The sequence below is a fragment of the Streptacidiphilus alkalitolerans genome, assembly GCF_042511045.1.
In the GTDB taxonomy this organism is placed as follows: domain Bacteria; phylum Actinomycetota; class Actinomycetes; order Streptomycetales; family Streptomycetaceae; genus Streptacidiphilus; species Streptacidiphilus alkalitolerans.
The window spans coordinates 64,757-83,827 of record NZ_JBHEZX010000004.1 but is presented as its reverse complement, the minus strand read 5'-3'; the positions used below and the strand labels follow the sequence as shown (position 1 = coordinate 83,827).

Annotated in this window: 14 protein-coding genes and 1 tRNA gene; 8 read left to right on the top strand and 7 right to left on the bottom strand. The window is 74.0% G+C overall.

Going from position 1 to position 19,071, the window contains the following annotated elements:
- Positions 1-50: 50 nt before the first annotated feature.
- Together ACEZDG_RS09960 and ACEZDG_RS09955 are read right to left on the bottom strand one after the other, a co-directional pair.
- On the bottom strand, positions 51-689 hold the full coding sequence (locus ACEZDG_RS09960; protein ID WP_380505699.1) for a histidine phosphatase family protein: 639 nt from the start codon (positions 687-689) through the stop codon (positions 51-53).
- A gap of 144 nt (positions 690-833) precedes the next feature.
- A complete protein-coding gene (locus ACEZDG_RS09955; RefSeq protein WP_380505696.1) occupies positions 834-1,604 on the bottom strand; it encodes a TetR/AcrR family transcriptional regulator in 771 nt (256 codons plus the stop codon).
- A 166-nt stretch (positions 1,605-1,770) separates the two neighbouring features.
- On the opposite strand from ACEZDG_RS09955, the gene ACEZDG_RS09950 reads away from it, so the two are divergent.
- From ACEZDG_RS09950 to ACEZDG_RS09920, 7 genes are all read left to right on the top strand, one after another.
- On the top strand, positions 1,771-2,706 hold the full coding sequence (locus tag ACEZDG_RS09950) for a phosphatase PAP2 family protein (protein ID WP_380505693.1): 936 nt from the start codon (positions 1,771-1,773) through the stop codon (positions 2,704-2,706).
- Positions 2,707-2,762: 56 nt separating this feature from the next.
- A complete protein-coding gene (locus ACEZDG_RS09945; RefSeq protein WP_380505690.1) occupies positions 2,763-4,037 on the top strand; it encodes a hypothetical protein in 1,275 nt (424 codons plus the stop codon).
- Complete coding sequence (locus ACEZDG_RS09940) at positions 4,034-5,656, top strand: hypothetical protein (protein ID WP_380505687.1); 1,623 nt, start codon at positions 4,034-4,036, stop codon at positions 5,654-5,656. Before ACEZDG_RS09945 ends, ACEZDG_RS09940 begins: the two co-directional genes overlap by 4 nt.
- A 3-nt stretch (positions 5,657-5,659) precedes the next feature.
- Positions 5,660-7,024 carry an AAA family ATPase gene (locus tag ACEZDG_RS09935; RefSeq protein WP_380505684.1) on the top strand — a complete coding sequence of 455 codons (1,365 nt, stop codon included), beginning with the start codon at positions 5,660-5,662 and terminating at the stop codon, positions 7,022-7,024.
- 122 nt (positions 7,025-7,146) lie between these two features.
- Positions 7,147-7,497 carry a hypothetical protein gene (locus tag ACEZDG_RS09930; protein WP_380505681.1) on the top strand — a complete coding sequence of 117 codons (351 nt, stop codon included), beginning with the start codon at positions 7,147-7,149 and terminating at the stop codon, positions 7,495-7,497.
- Between the two features lie 47 nt (positions 7,498-7,544).
- Positions 7,545-8,267, top strand: a complete 723-nt coding sequence (locus ACEZDG_RS09925) for a bifunctional DNA primase/polymerase (protein WP_380505678.1) — start codon at positions 7,545-7,547, stop codon at positions 8,265-8,267.
- Positions 8,268-8,318: 51 nt separating this feature from the next.
- Positions 8,319-8,392 (top strand) — tRNA-Lys (locus ACEZDG_RS09920).
- A 58-nt stretch (positions 8,393-8,450) separates the two neighbouring features.
- On the opposite strand, the gene fxsT is transcribed toward ACEZDG_RS09920, so the two are convergent.
- Genes fxsT through ACEZDG_RS09900 form a run of 4 tightly spaced genes read right to left on the bottom strand, consistent with a single transcriptional unit; the run spans position 8,451 to position 15,310 of the window.
- The gene (gene fxsT, locus ACEZDG_RS09915; protein WP_380505675.1) at positions 8,451-12,398 is read right to left on the bottom strand and encodes an FxSxx-COOH system tetratricopeptide repeat protein; all 3,948 of its coding nucleotides are present in this window, start codon (positions 12,396-12,398) and stop codon (positions 8,451-8,453) included.
- On the bottom strand, positions 12,382-13,704 hold the full coding sequence (locus ACEZDG_RS09910; protein ID WP_380505672.1) for a TIR-like protein FxsC: 1,323 nt from the start codon (positions 13,702-13,704) through the stop codon (positions 12,382-12,384). The genes fxsT and ACEZDG_RS09910 overlap by 17 nt, the downstream gene beginning before the upstream one ends.
- On the bottom strand, positions 13,701-14,573 hold the full coding sequence (locus tag ACEZDG_RS09905) for a macro domain-containing protein (RefSeq protein ID WP_380505668.1): 873 nt from the start codon (positions 14,571-14,573) through the stop codon (positions 13,701-13,703). Before ACEZDG_RS09905 ends, ACEZDG_RS09910 begins: the two co-directional genes overlap by 4 nt.
- A 5-nt stretch (positions 14,574-14,578) precedes the next feature.
- Positions 14,579-15,310 (bottom strand): toll/interleukin-1 receptor domain-containing protein, encoded by a 732-nt coding sequence (locus ACEZDG_RS09900; protein ID WP_380505665.1) that lies wholly within the window; start codon positions 15,308-15,310, stop codon positions 14,579-14,581.
- 184 nt (positions 15,311-15,494) lie between these two features.
- On the opposite strand from ACEZDG_RS09900, the gene ACEZDG_RS09895 reads away from it, so the two are divergent.
- A complete protein-coding gene (locus ACEZDG_RS09895) occupies positions 15,495-16,886 on the top strand; it encodes a hypothetical protein (protein ID WP_380505662.1) in 1,392 nt (463 codons plus the stop codon).
- A 73-nt stretch (positions 16,887-16,959) separates the two neighbouring features.
- Here ACEZDG_RS09895 and ACEZDG_RS09890 read toward each other — a convergent pair whose 3' ends face one another.
- A complete protein-coding gene (locus tag ACEZDG_RS09890) occupies positions 16,960-18,933 on the bottom strand; it encodes a S53 family peptidase (RefSeq protein ID WP_380505660.1) in 1,974 nt (657 codons plus the stop codon).
- Between the last annotated feature and the right edge of the window lie 138 nt (positions 18,934-19,071).

Sequence of the window (19,071 nt, the reverse complement as noted above, 5' to 3'; positions counted from 1 at the left end):
ACCGGTCGAGCAGCAGGCAGCGGGAGCCGACGCGGGGTGTTCAGTGGAGATCAGTGGAGATGGGAACCGTCGTTCCACATCTCGACCGCGCGGGCGCCGTACTCCCAGTTCAGGACGGACAGGGTGGCCGGGCCGAGTTTCAGCCGCTGGCCGTACTCGGCGGGCAGACCGAGCCAGCGGGCGGTGAGGATCCGCAGGAAGTGTCCGTGGCCGAACAGCAGCACATCGTTGTCGGCCGGGTTCATGGTGGTGGTGTCCGGATCCGGGACGCCGCCGTGCTCGGCGGTCCAGGCGATGAAGGCGTCGGCGCGGGCCGACACCTGGTCCAGGGTCTCCCCGCCGGGGACGCCGTCGCGCCAGATCAGCCAGCCCGGCCGGAAGTCCGAGCGGATCACCGGACCGGTCAGTCCCTCGTACTGCCCGTAGTCCCATTCCAGCAGGTCAGGGGTATCGACGGCACGGTCTCCGAAACCCGCGAGCCGGCAGGTCTCCCGAGCCCGCAGCAGCGGGCTGGTCCGCACCGCGGCTGCCGGCAGGCCGCCCCAGGGCTCGCGCTTCAGCCGGTCGCCGAGCAGCCGGGCCATCTCCCGGCCCTCGTCGGTGAGCGGGATGTCGGTCCGGCCGGTGTGCTGCCCGCTCGCGGACCACTCGGTCTCGCCGTGTCGGACCAGCAGGATGCGCGAGGGCACGGGTGTCTCCTTCGGGGCGGGTCGGTGCTGCCCCCAATGATCCCTGATCGGGGACGGTCCCCCGCCGCGGGGCCGCCCCGGGCCGGGCCGAAGCGCCAGGTCGGACCGGCACCCCGGATCAGTCGTACGGGTCAGCCGTGCGGGTCAGCCGTGCCGGGTCAGCTGCGCCGGGTCGGCCACCGGACCGGAGGCGCTCGACGGCGATCCGGTCGACGGCGATCCGGTCAAGGACGACGCGCAGGGCGGCGCAGCCGCCAGCTCGCGCAGGCCCCTCAGGATCAGGTCGAGACCGAAGGTGTACTGCCCGGTCCCGTCCTCGCGGGCGGCGGTGAGCTCCGGCGCGAGGTCGCAGAGGGTCGGGTAGACCTCGGGGGACAGCGAGGCGAAGCGGCGGCGCATCATCTCCATCCGCTCCGGCTCCCCGCACTCCCGCACCTCGCGCAGCGCCGAGCCGATGGTGTAGCGGAGCAGCGTGCCCGCCGCCCGCGCGGTCTCGGCCCGGCCGAGGCCAGCCTCACGCAGCAGCACCAGGATCCGGTCCATGGTGACGGTCGCGGCGTCGGCGAAGTCGCCCTCGGCGTGTCCCTCGGCGAGCAGGTAGAGCACCGAGGGGCGGCCGGTGAACAGCTCGTACATGGCGGTGCAGACCGCGCGCAGCTGCCGGTCCCAGTCGCCGCTGGTGCAGGGCGGCCGGTAGGCGGCGAGGACGTGTTCCCGGGCCGCGCGGAACAGCTCGTCCTTGCCGCGGAAGTAGGTGTAGAGCGCCATGGTGCCGACGCCCAGGTCCTCGGCCAGGGCACGCATGGAGAACGCCGCCAGGCCCTTGGCGTCCAGCAGGCCGAGGGCACGGTCGACGATGAGCTCCGCGCTCAGCGAGTTGCGCGGAGCGCGGCGGCGGGGCTGCGGCGGGGACATGGCTCCCTGGCAGGGGTGGCTGAGGAGTGCGGACAGCGGCTTCGTTCGGGAGCTTACAAGGCTTCCGGCAAAGGGAGACGGGGTTGAACCGGGGGGCGGTTCCCCATATCTCTAACGTACAGCGTACGGTAGTGCGTACGCTTTCGCTCGACGTCCGGAGTCCGCCATGACCGTGCCGACTGTGCAGCCAAGCTCCGCGAGGAGAACCGGCCGCTGGCAGCTGGAACTGCTGCTGCTCGGGTTCCTCTACCTGGCCTACGACGGCAGCAGGCTGCTGGTCGGCAGCGGGTTCGACGACGCGGTCTCGGACGCCCGCAGCCTGTTCGACACCGAGCAGTGGCTGCACCTGGACCCGGAGCGCTGGCTGAACAGCACCTTCAGCAGCCACCTGTGGCTGGGGGTGCCCGCCGACTTCGCCTACGCCACGCTGCACTACCTGGTCACTCCGGCCGTGCTGGTCTGGCTCTGGCGCCGGCACCACGGGCAGTACCGCCGGGCCAGGACCTGGCTGGCCGTCACCACGGTGATGGCACTGGTCGGCTTCATCCTCTTCCCCGCCGCCCCGCCCCGGCTGATGCCCGCCGCCTACGGCTTCACCGACACCATGGCGCAGCATGCCGCGATCGGCTGGTGGGGCGGCTCGGCCAGCGCGCCCAAGGGGCTCGGCTCGATGACCAACGAGTTCGCCGCGATGCCCAGCCTGCATGTCGCCTGGGCGCTGTGGTGCGGGCTGATGCTGTTCCGCTTCTCCGGGGACCGCACGGTGCGGACGCTGGGACTGCTCTACCCGGTGGCGATCACCCTGGTGGTGCTGGGCACCGGCAACCACTACCTGTTCGACTGCCTGGCCGGGGCCCTGCTGCTCGGCCTCGGCGCGCTGCTGGCCCGGCCGCTGCTGCGGTTCACCGACCGGCTGCGGGCCCGGCTGCTGTTCCTGCGCTACTCGCCCCGGCGCCTCTCCGAGCACCCGGTGCCGGACTACGGCCCGTCCGCCTCCCCCGCGCCCTCCGGCTCCACCGGCTCCTCCGCCGCGTCCAGCCCTTCCGGCCCGTCCAGCTCTTCCGGCGCATCCGTCAAGAGGCACTCCCCCGTGCTGCATTGACGCCCTTGACACCCTGGCCCCGATTGTCGGCGCCGGGTGCAAGACTGATCCGCACGATGAACGACTTCACCTCAGAACCCCCCACCCGGCTCGAGCGCAGGCTCGCCGGGCTGCGTGGTGACGCGCCGCAGCGCAGCCTGGACGCCCGGGCGCTGGCCGCGCTCGCCGCGAATCCCGGCTGCAGCCGCCGGGCGGTGCTGGACGCCGCCGGGGTGGACAAGGCCGCGCTGGCGACCCGGCTCGGGAACCCCGCCCCCTTCGGCCAGTCACCGTTCGCGATCAGCCGCGGCATCGGCTTCGAGCGGCGGGTCAAGGCCGACGGCTGCACCGAACTGCTGGAACTGCTGCGGGAGAAGCTGCCGCTGCCCGCCCCGTACGGACAGCCGGGGGACGACTCGCCGGTGGAGTTCGCCGAGCTGGTCACCGACCACCGGCTGCCGGCCGGCCGGGTCGCCAGCACCCGGGCCGCGCTGCTGGCCGCGGCGGCCCGGCCCGGGGTGTGGACCGTGCTGGACCATCCGCTGCTGCGGCTCGAGGTCGCCGGGTCGGTCGCGCATCTGGAGCCCGACCTGGTGGTGGTCCGCCCGGACGGCCGCTGGACCGTGGTGGAGATCAAGTCCTTCCCGATCCTGGACGGCGGCGCCGAGCCCGCGAAGGTGGGCGCGGCGGCCCGCCAGGCCGCCGTGTACGTGCTGGCGCTGCGGGAGACCGCGGCGGAGCTGGCCGGGGTGAAGGCCGACCGCGACCCTTACGGCGAGCCCGAGGGCCTGGCCGGCGCACCCGACACCACCGCGCTGCTGGTCTGCCCCAAGGACTTCAGCAACCGCCCCACCGCCGCCCCGGTCGACGTCCGCAAGCCGATGGCGGTGACCTGGCGTCAACTCGACCGGCTGACCCGGATCGAGCAACTGCTCGACGTGCTCCCGCCCGGGGCGGCCCTCGGCCCGGAGCAGGGTGACCAGGAGCTGGCGGCGACCGTGCACACCCTGGACGCGGTGTACTCGCCTGACTGCCTGGCCGCCTGCGAACTGAGCTTCCACTGCCGGGAGGAGGCGCGCTGCGCCGGCTCGCTGGAGGCGCTGGGCCGCGGGGTGCGCGGTGAGCTGGGCAGCTTCCGCACCGTGGACGAGGCGCTGGACGCCGCCACCGGGGCCCGGAAGGGACAGCCCGCGGACGGCCCCGGGCCCGACAGCGGGGACGCCGGGGACGGCGAGGGGTACGGGAACGGTGACGACGGCGACGCGGAGTCCGCCGCGCGGCTGGCCCGGGCCGCCGCGCTGCGCGCCGAGGCGCTGAACTCCGTCAGCAGCCCTGTCGGGAGCCCGCGATGAGCATGCTGACCACCTTGGCGCGGATGGAGGCGGTCCGCAGCGGTCACGCCCAGCCGCTGGCGACCGTACGGCACCGGCATCTCGCCGACCGGCCGATGGTCGTGGTGCCGCTGGCCGCCGCCGGTGAGGCCGGGGCGCCGCTGGCGGTGATGCTGGGGACGGACCGCGACCGGCCGGTGCTGCTCACCGTCCCGCAGCCGCTGGACCGGGACCGCCGGTTCGCCTTCCTGGCCGACCTCGCCACCGAGCTGCTCCCCTACGTCGAGGGTTTCGGCGAACAGGTCGAGCTGCTGTCCAAAGAGGTCAAGGACCCGGAGACGGGCGAGAAGACCGAGGTGGTCCGGGAGCTCTGCGCGGACGCACCACAGCTGCTGGTGCCCAGCTCCGGCGGCATCGAGTTCCTCGGCCTGCTCGGCAGGTCGACCAGGTTCCGCCGCACCGCGGAGGACCCGGAGCCGGGCCCGTACCCCGCGCCGGCCCGGGTGCCGCTGCTCGGCCGCTGGCTCACCCACTTCCGGGACCGGGCGCAGGTGCCCGGATCCTCGCTGCTGCTGGCGATGACGGACCTGCTCGGCCGGCACTGGGCCACCGGCCAGAGCCGGTTGGAGGACCAGCACCTGGGCGCGCTGCTCGGCTGGATCGCTCCCCCGCCCGGCATGTCCGGGCCGCAGGCGGCGCTGCTGGCGGAGACCGGACGCGACGAGCAGGGCCAGCTGCTCTGCCCGCCGGCCGGCCCGTCCACCGATCCCCGCTTCGACAGCGGCCTGCTCAGCCCCGCGATCACCCGCTACGACGCCGCCCGCACCCTCGGCGACAGCCGGGCCGAGGCGGCCCGCGAGCAGGACATCAACGACCTGCTGGCGGCCGTGCTCCGGCCCGGCTGGGACCGGATGTGGCAGGGCCTGGACCTGCTGCGCGCCCTGCCCCCGGCCGCGCACCTGCCCGAACGCTGGGAGGGCGACCGCTGGTCCTACACCTCGCACCGGGACCGGGTCGCCGCCGGCGAGCCGCCGCAGCCGGTCCGCGACGACGCGGTGACCGCCGCCCGCAAACTGGCCCAGCGCGAGCGCGAGCAGACCCGGCTGGACATCCAGGAGGCCCTGGACGACCCGCTGGCCATGGCCGAGCACCGGTTGGCCGGGGAGGCGCTGGCGGGCGAGGTGGTCCAGGTCGAGCTGGTGTACGACACCAGCGGACGCAGCCCCAAGCCCCGCCCGCTGGTCACCGTCCGCACGGCCGACCGCCCGCACGGCGATCCCGGACGGGAGCTGTACCGGGCGAACGGCCCCGCCCCGCAGAAGGCGGAGCTGGTCGAACGGGACGCCGCCGCTGGCACGGTGGTGCTGCGGCTGGTGAACGGCATGGGCCGGAAGAAGGAGCCCGAGCCGGGCAGCCTGCCCGAACCCGGCGACCAGGTGTGCTTCACCCTGTTCGAGTTGACGGCCCGTCAGTCCGCGCCGCTGCCGGAGCCCGAGGACACCCCGTGGACCCACGGCGGCCCGCCCCGCAGCTCGGCGGCCGACGCCACCCCCGCCCTCGTCCCGGTCCCCGCACCCGCACCCGCACCCGCACCCGCACCCGCCACTGCACCTGCCCTCGCCACCGCCGAAGGGGCCTGACCGATGACCCCGCTGTCCCCCGCCGCAGGCCACCGCGCCGACGGCTTCGACCCCGGCGCCCAGGCGGACCGCGCCGTCGCCGCGATCCTGGACGCCACGCTGCACGGCGCCGAGCGCGGCACCGTGGTCGACTCCCCGCCCGGCGCGGGCAAGTCCACCCTGGTGGTCAGGGCCGCCCGGGAGCTGGTCGGCACCGGCGAGCGGCTGATGATCGTCGCGCAGACCAACAGCCAGGTGGACGACCTGGTGGACCGGCTGGCCACGGCCGACCCCGCGCTGACCGTCGGACGGCTGCACGGCAGTGACGCGGCGCCCGCCGCCGAGGCGCTGCGGCATCCGGCGGTGACCGCCTCCACCAAGCCCGCCGACCTGCTGGACTGCTCGGTGGTGGTCTCCACCGCCGCCAAGTGGCAGTGGGTGAAGGACGTGGAGCCCTGGCGGCACGCGATCGTGGACGAGGCATACCAGATGCGCTCGGACGCGCTGCTCGCCGTCGCCCGGCTGTTCGAGCGGGCCCTGTTCGTCGGCGATCCGGGGCAGCTCGACCCGTTCTCCATCGTCGGCACCGACCAGTGGGCCGGGCTCAGCTACGACCCGTCCAGCAGTGCCGTGGTGACCCTGCTCGCGCACAATCCGAGGATCGTCCCGCACCGGCTGCCGGTGTCCTGGCGGCTCCCGGCCTCGGCCGCGCCGCTGATCTCGGCCGCCTTCTACCCCTACGCGCCGTTCCGCTCCGGCACCGGGCCCGGCGACCGCCGCCTCACCCTGGCCACCGCCGGGGACGGGTCGGCCGTGGACCGGGTGATCGACCTCGCCGCCGAGTCCGGCTGGGGCCTGCTGGAACTGCCCGCCCGGCACACCGTGCGGACCGACCCGGAGGCCGTCCGCGCGGTCGCCCGGATCGTCCGCCGGCTGCTGGACCGGCGCGGGACGGCCGGCTCCGAGCGCGGCGACGCGCCGCTGACCGCGGACCGGATCGCGGTCGGCACCGCCCACCGGGACCAGGCCGCCGCGGTCCGCGCCGCACTCGCCGCGCTGGACGTCCCGGTCGGCGGCGCGGACGCGGTGACCGTGGACACCGCCAACCGGCTCCAGGGCCGCGAGTACGACGTCACCGTCGTGCTGCACCCGCTCTCGGGGCGGCCCGACGCCACCGCCTTCCACCTGGAGACCGGCCGGCTGTGCGTGCTGGCCTCGCGGCACCGGCACGCCTGTATCGTCGTAGCCCGGGCCGGTATCGCCGACCTGCTGGACGAACACCCCTCGACCGAGCCGGTCCAACTGGGGGTGACGGTCAAGTTCCCGGACGGCTGGACCGCCAACCACGCCGTCCTCGAGCACCTGAGCGAGCACCGGGTGTCCCTCTGAATGCGCTGGACCTGCGGGAACAGTCGGCGGAGGGGCCCTGTTCCCACGATGGCCGAGTACCCCGACAATGGACTGTCGTGTCCACCCGTCCCGGTACGGAACAACAGCACGGAGGTGCAGCCATGCCCGACTCCCCCACCGAGCCCCAGCCGCGGCGGAGGCTCCGCCCAGCCCCGCTGCTCTTCGAGCCCGGCGTGGTGGAGCCCGAGGAGGAGCACTTCTTCGACCTGGAGTCGATCGACGATCCCCGGGTGCTGCTCAGCCGCTCCACCGAACTGGCGCTCGCCTTCCGCGCCGCGAGCGAACGCGCGGTGGAGTTCCAGGCCGTCGCCGCCGCCCAGCTCGCGGACACCCGCCGCTTCGACAGTCTGAGCTTCGAGGAGATCGCCGCCCGCGCCGACTGGACTCCGGACTACGCGGCCAAGATGGTCGAGCACGGCCGGGGGCTGCTGCGCCAGCGCCGCTACAACTGAACCGCGACAACTGGGCCGCCACTGACCGCCACGGTCGAAAGTGGCATATGCCGGTGAGGATACGCCGCACCCGCTCTTCTGTCCGGCGTTCCTCATTTCCCACCCCTCCGGCTTCCACACCCCCCAATTCTGAAGGGGTGGACATGTGGACGCATCAGTCGATCGAGTACGTCACCGTCTCCGGGGAAGCCTGGCTGGCCTCGGCGAGCGAGTATCCGCGCAGCATGCGCGCCTTGTGGGAGTCGCGACCCTGGGCCCCCACCGTGCTGCCCTGCGGGCGCACCTTCGACGTGGTGAACCTGCCCGGCCTGTTCGGCCGCCGGGTGCTCGACGAACTGTGGGAGTCGGGGCCCGGCTGCGGCCCGGTCGCCACCCACCGCGGCCGGATCCTGGTCTTCTGCCAGGTCGGCACGGCGCAGCGGCTACGCACCCTGCTGGTCTGGGAGGAATGGGCCCGCGGCGTTCCGCCGGTGCTGTGCCACGGCGGCGGGGACGCGATCACGGTGCCCCCGATCCAGCGCCGGGTGGACGCCCCGGAGGGGCCGAACCGCTGGATCGTCGCCCCGGACAGCCGGGAGCCCTGGCTCCCCGGCGCCTCGGTCCTGCTCTGGGCCTGTGTCCGCGCCGCCCGCGGCGCCGCCGCCGGGACCCCCACCACCTCCGGCCCGACCCCGGCTCCGATCACCCTCCCGGCCCCGTCACGGAGCACCGTCCCGGAGTCCGCCGTGTACCCGTTGCAGCTGGTGGACACCCGGACGCCGCCGGCCTGAATGGATTCGGCAAGCACCCCCGGTGTCATGTAATGTCTTCCACGTCAGCACGCGCCGCTAGCTCAGTTGGTTAGAGCAGCTGACTCTTAATCAGCGGGTCCGGGGTTCGAGTCCCTGGCGGCGCACAGACAAGCAGTACCAGGTAGGGGCTCCTTCGCGAAGGCGGGGGAGCCGCTCCTGCTTTCAGACCAGCTGGGGCTCCAGGTCGCGGTCGGTGCACTGGCCCGCCCTGGCCCGGACCGTCCATGCGTGGCTGTCCCCCCAGAGCCGGGAGAACGTGACCACCGCCTCGCGGCGCAGCCTGTCCCCGGCCTCCCCCCGCCCGGACGCGGACAGCACCGCCGCCAGGTTGGACCGGCACAGTGCCGTGTCCGGGTGCTCCCGGCCGAGCCGCTCGCGCAGACTCTTCAAGCACGCGTACCCGAGTTCCACGGCCTCCCCGAACCTGCCCAGGTCCGCCAGGGCGTTCATCAGGGTCAGCCGCGCGCACAGGGTGGAGGGGTGGGTGTCGCCGAGGGCGTGCAGGAAGCCGCCGACCGCCCGTTCGGCCTCGTGGTGCGCGGCCTCGCGCTCCCCCGAGGCCCGCAGGCAGACGGCGAGGTTGTGGACCAGGGCCAGGGTGTCCGGGTTCTGCGGGCCGAGCAGCGCCTCGTGCTGCCGCAGCACCTCCGCCACCAGGTCCGCCGTGCGGCCGGGGTCGTCCGGCGCCCCGCACAGGGCGCCGGCCAGCGCGGCGGCGCAGCCGGTACGGCCGGGGGCGGCGCCGGGCCGGGGCACCGGGAAGCGCCGGTACGCCGCCGCGAGCAGGCTGCGGGCCTGGTCGTACCGGCCGAGCCGGCGCAGCGCGACCGACCGGCCCAGTGCGGCCAGCAGGGCTTCGGCGGAGTCCGGGTCGGACCAGCCGCCGCGGTCGGTGTCGAGCAGCTCGGCCGCCCTGCGGTGGTCGCCGGTCTCCCTCAGGTCGCGGGCCAGGCCGAGCCGGGTGGCCAGCGTCGACCGGTGCCCCGCCCCCAGGGCATCGGTCTGCGAGGCCAGGGTGGCCTGGTGCAGATCCCTGGCGGCGGTGTACTCGCCGGTCAGCCGGAGCGAGACGGCGAGCGCGTCGGCGGCCGACAGCGACTGCGGGTGCTCGGGGCCGAAGGAGTCCCGGAACCCCTGGTAGGTCGTCCGGGCGGAGTCGAGCGCCGCTTCGAACCGGCCCAGCATCCGCAGGTCGGCGCTCAGCGCGGCGCGGCCGAGCAGGATGTGCGGATCCGCGGCCGGCAGCAGCGCCTGCTGCCGGGCCAGGGTGTCCAGGTCCAGGTCGTGGGCCTCCTGGTAGCGGTCCAACTGGCGCAGCACGGCGGCGGACTGCCGCCGCAGGGCCAGCGTCTGCCAGCCGGCCCCGGCGGCCGGGTCCGCAGCCCGAGCCGCGGCCGGTCCGGCGTCGGCGGTCCAGGCCCGGTCCAAGCGCCGGGCCAGCTCCAACGCCGCTTCCGGGGAACCGAGTTGCGCGGTACGCCGGACCCGCTCGATCAGCACCGCCCGGGTCGCCTCGTCGGTGCAGCTCTCGGCCCGGGACTGGTCCAGGTGCGGCCAGAGCTGCTCGAACTCCGCCCACCCGGGCCAGTCGTCGGGCGTTCCCTGGCCCGGTCCGGCCGCGCTCAGGACCAGGTGCAGGTCGTGCCGCACGGCGTCCAGCTCCTGCGCCGGTAGCTCGGCCCTGACCAGGTGCTGGACCAGGCCCGGCATCCGCAGCACCTGCCCGGGCTGGTCCGCCCCGGCCAGCCCGAACCGGCTCAGTTCCCTTACCAGCGGCCCTAGTTGCAGCGGGTCGTGCAGCGAGAGGTCGAACGGCCGGAGCGCCCTGAGCATGGCCGGGCCCTGCACCACGTCCAGCGGCAGCGGCAGCGGGGCGAGGCAGGCGCACAGCTGCAGCAGCCGGTACGCGGCCGGGGACGCCTTCCGCAGCGCCGCAGCCGCCACCCTGGTCGGCTGCGCCGTCGGCGACTGCTCGGGGCGGCCGGCCTCCCCGTTCCGCGCCATCGTGTCGAGCGCCTGCAGGTACGTCCGCGCCGGGGTCCCGGTCGCGGCCAGCCAGACCCCTGCCTGGTGCAGGGCCAGCGGCAGGTCGCCCAGGTACTCGGCCAGTTGGTCGGCCTCCGTCCGGCTGAGCCCGGGGGCCCGGCCGCGCAGCAGTTCGACGCTCTCGTTGCGGGTGGTGGCCTGCAGCGACAGGGTGTCCATCCGGTCGTCCTGCCAGGCCGGGTCGCGGGTGGTGATCAGCACCCGGCCGGGACCGGCCGGAAGCAGCCCGGCCAGCTCCCCGGGGGCGCCGGCGTCGTCGTAGACCAGCAGCCAGCGCCTGGGCACCGCCGCACTGTCGAGCCCGCTGTCGAGCCCGCTGTCGAGCCCGCTGTCGAGGCTGGTCAGGGCCGTGAGCACACGTTGGGCCGCCGCCTCGATCCCGTCCCCTGCGGGCAGTTCGAGCCGCCGGGCCAACCGGGCCAGCGCGGAGACCGCGAGGTGGCGGGTGGCCGCGGGCACCCACCAGACCAGGTCGTAGTCGGCCCGGAACCGGTGCGCGTACTCGGTCGCCAGGTAGCGGCGCCCGGCGCCGTGCCCCGGCCCTGCCAGCACCGCCACGGTGCGGCTGACGCCGAGGGTGGCGTGCACCCGGTCGAGCAGGGCGTCCCGGCCGACGAAGTCGGGGTTGCGGGCGGGGGCGCTCCACACGGCCGGGACGTCGTGCGGGAAGCTCGGGCCCGGCACCCCCGGCTTCGGCTCGCCGGCCGCCCCGCCGACCGCCCGCAGCACGGCCGCCCTGGCCGAGGCCTCGTCGAGTCCTGCCAGCTCGACCACCGGGTACTCGCTGAACGGCGCGGTGAGCTGCACCTCCTCGGCCCGCAGCAGCACCGGCTCGGCCGGACGCGGACCGTCGTCGGCCCCCGCGCCGACGGTCGGCTCCCGGAGCGAACGGGCCTGCGGCGACCGCAGATAGGCCGGGGACACCAGCGCCACCGTGCGCGGGGGCGCGCCGGTGCCCGCGTCGGTGTCGGCCGCGAAGACCGGCGGCAGCACCAGGAATCCGGACTGGGTCAGCACCCAGCCGACCCAGTCGGCCCACATCCGGTCCTGCGGCACGCAGGACAGCACCAGCGGGGTCGCGTCGGGCGACAACGACCGTACGAAGGAGCCGAGATGGTAGCGGCGCAGGGTCTCGTCGAGCGGCGGCAGCGGTCCGACCAGCCCGTCGGTGACCGCGTGGGTGAGCCGCTCGTAGGCGGCCAGCAGGCTGTCCGGCAAACCCGCCGGGTCGCCGAAGGTGGCCAGGATCTCCTCGTACTCGTAGCCCTCGCGGTTGGGGATCTGGGTGTCCGCCCAGTAGCGCTCGGCGGCGGCGTCGGACAGGCCCCTGGGCAGGCCGTTGAAGCGCGACCGCGCCAGCTTGCGGCCGGCGGCCAGGGCCGGGGCCGTCGCCTTCCGGTCGTTGATCCGCATGGCCACCGGCAGGATCCTGATGCCCCGCCCCGGTGCGTTCTGGTCGATGTAGTGCGCGGTCTGCGCCGCGCCGTCGAGGCTCTGGCCGTTCAGGGTGAAGCAGCTGACCAGCACGTCGGGCAGGTCCCGGGTACAGATCTCCACCGCGTTGCCCAGGCCGGTCCGACTGTCGATCAGGACGTAGTCGTAGTGCCGGCGCAGGTCCCGCCGGAGCGCGTCGAGGAAGCGCTCGTCCAGGTCGTCCCAGTCGAAGGAGGCGAGGGTGGCCAGGAAGTCGCGGTTCTGCCGGCCCGCGGAGAGGAAGTCGAGGGCGCCGCCGCCCGGGAAGGCCCAGTCGACGGACACCGCGTGCGGTCGCACCCGGACATGCCGGCGGTAGAGGTCCTCCTCGGGTTCCTCGCCCGAGCGCGCCTGCTCGGCGAAGTCGGCGAAGAGGTCGATCAGGCCCGTGGTGGAGCCGATGCTGGCCGGGGGCAGGAAGGGGTGGAAGTAGCGGTGCAGCCCCGGGGTCTCCAGGTCCCAGTCCGAGGCCAGCACCCGGTGGCCGTTGGCGGCCAGGATCCAGGCGACGTTGGCCAGGGCCATGGTCCGCCCGACGCCGCCCTTGTAGGAGTAGAAGGTGATGATGCGCCCGTCACGGCCGTCGTTCACCGGGTGCCTCCTCCTCGGGCGGCTCCGGCGGCGGCGGCTCCGGTGGCGGCCCCATGGACCGCAGCGTCGGCCGGCGCGACGGCCCGGACGGCCCGGACGGCGGCCGGAACGGCGGGTCCGGCGCGTACCTGGAGAACTGGGCCAGGGCTCGGTGGACGACCACGGTGAAGGCCTCCCGGAAGTCCGCGAGACTCCGCACCCCGCTGATCGCGGCCCGCGACGCGGAACGCCCCTGTTTCAGGATGCCGGGTATCACCTCCTCCAACTCGGCGGCACCGGGCGCCTCCTGGGCGGAGTCCTCGGGGTCGTCCGGGCTCCAGGCGACGACCGCGCTGATCCAGGGCGCCGCCGTACTGTCCAGGGCGGAGAGCAGTCGCCGCCGGATCGGGTCCCGCAGCGCCCAGCGGTCGATCAGCAGCAGCACCGGACCCTCCGGGGTGTCCGAGCGGAGCAGTTCGGCCGCCATCTCGTCGAAGGAGCCCAGCAGGGCGCGCAGGCCGAGGGATCGTGCCAGGTCGACCGCCAGCGTGGCCAACGGCCTTGAGCTGTCGGCGGGATAGGGGTTCCAGTCGAGCGCCGAGGGCCCGTAGCCGGCGCCGCTCCGTCCGGGCGGCAGCCGGTCGTCGGTGGGTGCGACCACCACGATCCGGAGGTCGCGGCCGGTCCGGGGCGAGTCGAAGGCGCTGGCGAGGTCCTCCAGGTGGGGCTGCTCCCGCTGGACGGCGACGGTCGATTCCCCCACCTCGATGATCCGCCTGGCCAGGCGGTGCACGGCCAGCTCGTAGGCGTCGCGGAAGTAGGCGAGCTTCGTCAGCGAGTAGAGGCCCTCCCTCGCGTAGTCGGCGCCGAGGTCGCTGTGGTTGAACTGGAGTCCCGCCGCGACCGAGGGCAGCCCGTGCGGGGGAACGGGTACCCATACCGCCGGGACGATCGCGCTCCGCGCCCTCCTCCGGTCCGGGTCCCGAGGGACCACCTCACGCTCGGCGAAGGCCGCCCATTCCCGGCCGCAGTACTCGCTCTTGAAGTAGCGCGGCGAGTAGAGGGGGACGAAGACACGACAGGTCGTCAGCGCCTCGCCGAGCCGCTCGGACCAGGCCTCGCCCAGGGCGAGCTCGCGGTCCATGAATCCGATCGGCGCCCCGGCGGGGAAGTCGGTCAGCTGCATCAGTTCGTCGCACAGGTCCCGGAACAGCTTCTCCACCCAGAAGTCGCCGCGCGACCCGCTCCCCGGGCTGAGCGGGGAGTGGGCGTAGCTCAGGAAGAAGTAGGGGCCCGGGTGCGACGACTCCCGGGTCTCCCAGCTCACAGCGCCCGCAGGAACACGTCGAGTTCGAGCATGTCTATACGGTAGTAGTCCCGGGGGTGGACCACGATGGTCAGCGCACTGCTGACCACGCCGTCCCTGGACCGCGACACGAAGGACAGCAGGATCAGCTTCAGCAGGCTGCCGCGGTCCATGCTGTTGATCCTGGCCAGGTCGGAACCGACGATCGGCATCGCGGTCGGCCCGCGCTGGCCGTGCACATGGTGCGCGTCCCAGATCCGGGTCAGGCTGTGCCACAGCTGCTCGGTCCCGGAGTTGACCACCAGGTCGTTGCCCATCCGGCCGTAGGCCGAGCAGAAGATCCGGCGGCCGGACTCGCTCAGCACGGCCACGGTGCCCAGCGGGTAGCGGACCAGCTTGCCGTCCGGCTTGTCCGCGCGCGCTTCGGTGCCGACCGGCGTGACCTGGGCCAGCGCCGCGTCCAGGGCGGTGTCGAGGACGGCGGTGTCACCGCCGTAGACCCGGGTCAGCAGCTGCCCCTGCACACTGCGCCGGGCGACCAGCAGGTCGCCGCTGACGTCGGTGTCGAAGGTGTCGCTGAACCCGACCACCAGGTGCGACCGGTGCTCGAAGAGGTCCCCCACCTCGACCGTGACGGTGAAGTCGGGGTGGCTGAACTCCCGGCTGATCCGGTTGCGCGGCAGCGACCGCAGGATCGCCGAGAGCAGGGTCAGCCCGGTGATGGCCAGCAGTCCGGGGCCGCGGGGCAGCGGCGAGTCCGGCCAGAAGGTCAGGTACAGCTGCGCCGCGCCGGACAGCAGGCCGAACTGCACGGCCCAGGTGCGGCCCAGCAGGGCCAGGCCGTGCCGGCTGGACAGCAGGATCCGGAGCCGCCGGAACGGGTGGGCCATTCCGCTCACTCCTCCGGGCCGCCGTCCGAGGGACCCTGCGGGACCGGGGGTCCACTCCCGCCGTCGTCGTAGATCCCGCCGAAGGGCACCCGGCGCCTGGCGCCGTTCGGGCGGCCGACCCGGAGTTCGGTCACCGCCCGTTCCAGGTCGGTGATCCGGTCGATCTGCTCCCGGATCAGCGGCAGCAGGTCGTCCAGGATCTCCTCGGTGCGCCGCTGCGGCGGGAGCGCGTCCTCGTCCGCTTCCGGGGCGGTCAGGGCTATCTTCTGCAGCCCCTTCTGCAGTTCCGGCCAGAACTTCTCGAAGACCTGGCTGATCCGGGCTTCGCCGTGCGGCGGCTCGCACTTGAGGTCGATGCTCTGGACCATGGCCAGCACATCGCTCCTGGAATCGGCGACAACGGCCTGGAACTGCTTCAGCGGACTGTCCACCAGATCCCGTACGCCCGCACCGAGCAGGAAGGGGATGACCTTGCCCTCGACCACCTCCCGGGACAGCGCACCGGACTCGAAGTTGATCCAGGGTGCGCCCAGGTTCGCCGGGGTGACGCAGACGATGCCGAACGAGGAGCCTTCCAGTTCCTCCGCGATCCGCTGCAGGCCCCGGTCGCCCTTCCTGATGTCGGCCGAGGAGACAAAGGGCTCGATCGAGGGGTTGAAGATCGGGAGGTTGTCGCGCAGCAGTTCCGCGCACTGCCTCGACGGCGCTCCCGACCAGCTCAGGAAGATCTTCAGCATGGTCCCCCCCATGACTTGTTCCCGCCCCTGTGCGGGAGCATAGCCGGGTCCGGGTCCGGTCATCACGTACCTGGCGTTTCCGGTCCGCGCCCGGTCTGCGGCGAGGCGCTGACCAGCGGAAGCAGGGGACGGCGGGTAGCCTGGCGGCGTCCGTTCGCACGCGCCAGACCACCCCGGGACAGCCATGGCCGCCGACTCCGCACACCAGGACCTCCTGCACGGCTACCTCGCCGGGTTGGACCGGGCCGCCCTGACGGCGCTGCTGACCGAGGCCGCCGCGGCGGACGAGGGGCTGGCCGAGCGACTGCGCACGGCCGCGGTGCGCGAGAGCCTGCGCGGCGGGAGCACCGACCCGGCCGCGCTGGCCCGGGCGGTGGCCACGGCGCTGGAACCCGTCGGACCGCTGGACCGGGACGGCGCGCGCCACTACGCCGAGCAGGTCCAGGACGCGGTCGGGCTGCTGCGGCGGGCGCTGGACGGCGGCGCCGGCGCGGTGGTGGTCCCGCTCGCGGAGCAGGCGATCGTCCGCTTCGGCGAGGCCGTCGCCGGGGCCGACGGTCCGTCAGGAGCGCTGTCCGGCGCGGCCGACCGGCTGGCCGCGCTGCACCTGGCCGCCTGCGAGCAGGCCCGCCCGGACCCGGTGTCGCTGGCCGAGTGGCTCGCCGAACGGCACCTGTCCCCGGACCACGGCAGGGCGCCGTCCGGCGTGGCCGCCTACGCGGAACTGCTCGGGGAGGTCGGCCTCGCCGCCTACGGAGCGGTCCTGGGCCTCGCCTGGGGCCAGCAGGGCGCCGGGCAGCACGCGCTGGCCCGGCGGATGGAGGAGCTGCACACCCTGCGCGGCGACACCGACGCCCTGGTCGCGGTGCTGGCCACCGATCTCAGCCACCCCAGCCGGCATCTGCGGATCGCCGAGCTGCTGGCCGCCGCGGGCCGGCTCGCCGAGGCGGTGGACTGGGCCGAGCGGGGCCTGGAGGCGGCCCCGGGGCAACGCACCCACGACGCCCCGCTGATGGTCTTCCTGACCGCCCACTACGGCGCGGTCGGCCGCCGGGACGACGCCGTCGCGCTGCACCGGGACCAGTTCCTGCGCCGTCCCGACCCGGCCGCCTACCGGGCGCTGCTGGAGGCCGCCGGGCCCGAGGGCTGGACCGGCCAGCGGGAGTGGGCGCTGGCCGAGCTGCACCGCAGGGCGGCCGTCCCGACCGCCCGCAGCTGGGAGAACCCGGCCGGACGGCTGATCGAAGTGCTGGTCGCCGAGGGCGAGTCGGACGCCGCCTGGTCGGCCGCCGTCCGCTACCGGGCCCCGCACCACGCGCTGCTGCGGCTGGCCCAGCTGCGTGCCGCGACCCACCCGGCCGATGCCGTCCCGGTGTACCGCCAGGAGGTGGACGAGCAGATCGAGGCGATGACCCGCGAGTCCTACCGGGCCGCCGTCGGCTGGATCCTCCGACTCAGGGACCTGTACCAGCAGTTGGGCACGCCGGAGGAGTTCGGCCGGCTGCTCGCCGAGATCCGCGGGACGCACCGCGCCAAGGGCAGCCTGCTGGCCGACCTGGACGCCAAGGGGCTGTAGCCGAGGCCGCAGCGGCCGAGGCCCCGGACGGCTGACCGTCCGGGGCCTCGGCTTCAGTGCGGAACCGCTTCGGTCAGCGGTAGTGCCGGTGCTGGTAGGAGCGGAGGTACCCGGCGGCCGGGGAGCCGACGCCGGTGACGTTGTCGTAGCCCCGGGTCGCCGCCAGCGAGGAGTCCTTGCCGAGCGTGCGGAGCGAGGTGACCAGCCCGTTGGAGGCGTCGACACCGTTGACGAAGTCCACCCGGACATCGGCCAGCGTGGTGTTCTTGCCGTACGGGTGGTCGGTGACGTCGTGGTAGGCCGAGCTGCCGTAGCGGGCGTAGATCGCCGGGTTGGCGAAGCCCAGCGGGAAGCCGTTGGCCTGCTGGGCCAGCGCCTGGATGCCGGCGATCAGCGGGCTGGCCAGGCTGGTGCCGCCGATCCGGTACTCGCTGTACTTCACGGTGCCGTCCGGGAAGGTCTGGGTCTGGCCGACCAGGAACCCGGTGGTCGGGTCGGCGTCGGCGGCGATGTCCGGCACCACCCGGTTGACGCCGCCGTTCAGGGTGGACAGCGCCTTGGGGACGATGCCCTTCTGGTAGTACGGCTGCGGGACCCTGGAGCTGGTGCCGCCGCCCGCGCCGCTGGTGAACGGGCCGGGGAAGCCGGCCCAGCTCTTGCCGTCCGCCGAGAGCACCGACTTCTCGGTGCCCCAACCGGTCTCGAACTGGTAGTTCTTGTGCTTGTCGATGCCCAGCGAGGTACCGCCGACCGCGGTCACCCACGGCAGCGAGGACGGCATGTCGGACTGCTTGGTGCCGGTGTTGGCCACCTCGTCGCCGTTGTCGCCGCTGGAGAAGTAGAAGCCGATGCCCTCGATCGCGCCCCGGGTGAAGGTCTGGTTGTAGACCGCGTCGAGCGCGGGGTCGCTGTCCAGCTCGGGCTCGCCCCAGGAGTTGCTGACGATGGTGGCCAGGCGGTTGTCCACGATGGTGTTGAGCGCGGCCAGCAGGTCGTCGTCGTAGCAGGAGCCCGCGCCGACGTAGGTGATCCCGGCCTTGGGCGCGATCGCGTGCACCGCCTCCACGTCCAGGGTCTGCTCCCCGTACCAGCCGGAGGCGCCGCAGTCGTCGTCGGCGGTGTGGGTCCACTCCGCCGCGTCGACCTGCTTGAACTGGTTCCCGGTGTAGGGGGCGTCGCCGTGGGCGGCCGCGTAGCGCTTGGCGTCGCCGACGATGGTCGGCGAGTCGTAGGCGTCCACGATGGCCACCGTGACGCCCTTGCCGGACAGCCCGCTGGCGGTCGCGCCGTAGGCGGAGCGCAGCTGCGTGCCGGTGTAGCCCTGGACCACGTAGGGCTGGGTGGTCCCGTACGCCTTGGGTGTGCCCTTGGCGATCTTCGAGCCGTAGTAGCTGGAGAACGGGCCGGAGTTGACGAAGGCCGCGCCCGGTCCCGGCAGGGTGTCGGAGGGCGTCGCGCTGTCGTGGGTGGCCTTGGCCGGGGCGGTGCTGAGTCCGTCCACCGAGAGCACCGACGCGGCGACCGCGGCGGGGACCGTCGCCTCGGCGGTCGGGGCGCGGTAGACGTGGCCGTCCTTGCTGTACCCGTGCAGCTGCACGGCGAAGGCCCGCTGCGCGGCGGCGGCACTGCCCTGGACCGTGAGGTAGTGCTGGTTGGCACCGGTGACCGTGAGCCCGGCCCCGGTCAGCCAGGCCTTCACCGCGGCGATCTGGGCGGCCGTGGCGCCGAAGCGCTGCTGCACCTGCTGCGGCGTCAGATAGTGGCCGTAGGAGGCGGACTGCGGGTCGGACACCGCCCTGGCGAGAGCGGTCTGCCCGGCCTGGTCCCGTCCGGCCAGGTACACCTTGGCGGTGACCTGGGCGGAGGCGGCCGTGGGGCCGCGGTCCGCCGACGACTTGGCCCAGGCGGGCTTGCTGCCCGCCAGTACCGCACGGCCCTGCGGGGAGGCGGCCTGGGCCGGAGCCCCTGCGGCCACGGCGGCGGCGAGCAGGGGCAGGGTCGCTGCCACCGCTATGCCGGCTCGCCGACGTGATCCCTTGATGTGCATCCGGACACCCTTCGGATCGATGGGAGGACGCGGACCGCGTTCCCGGTGTGACGGGGCGTCGGTCCTGCGTACAAAGGGTTCACATGTGAACCGCTCACGACAGAGAAACGTGTCCGCGACGATCGGTCAAGAGTGCGG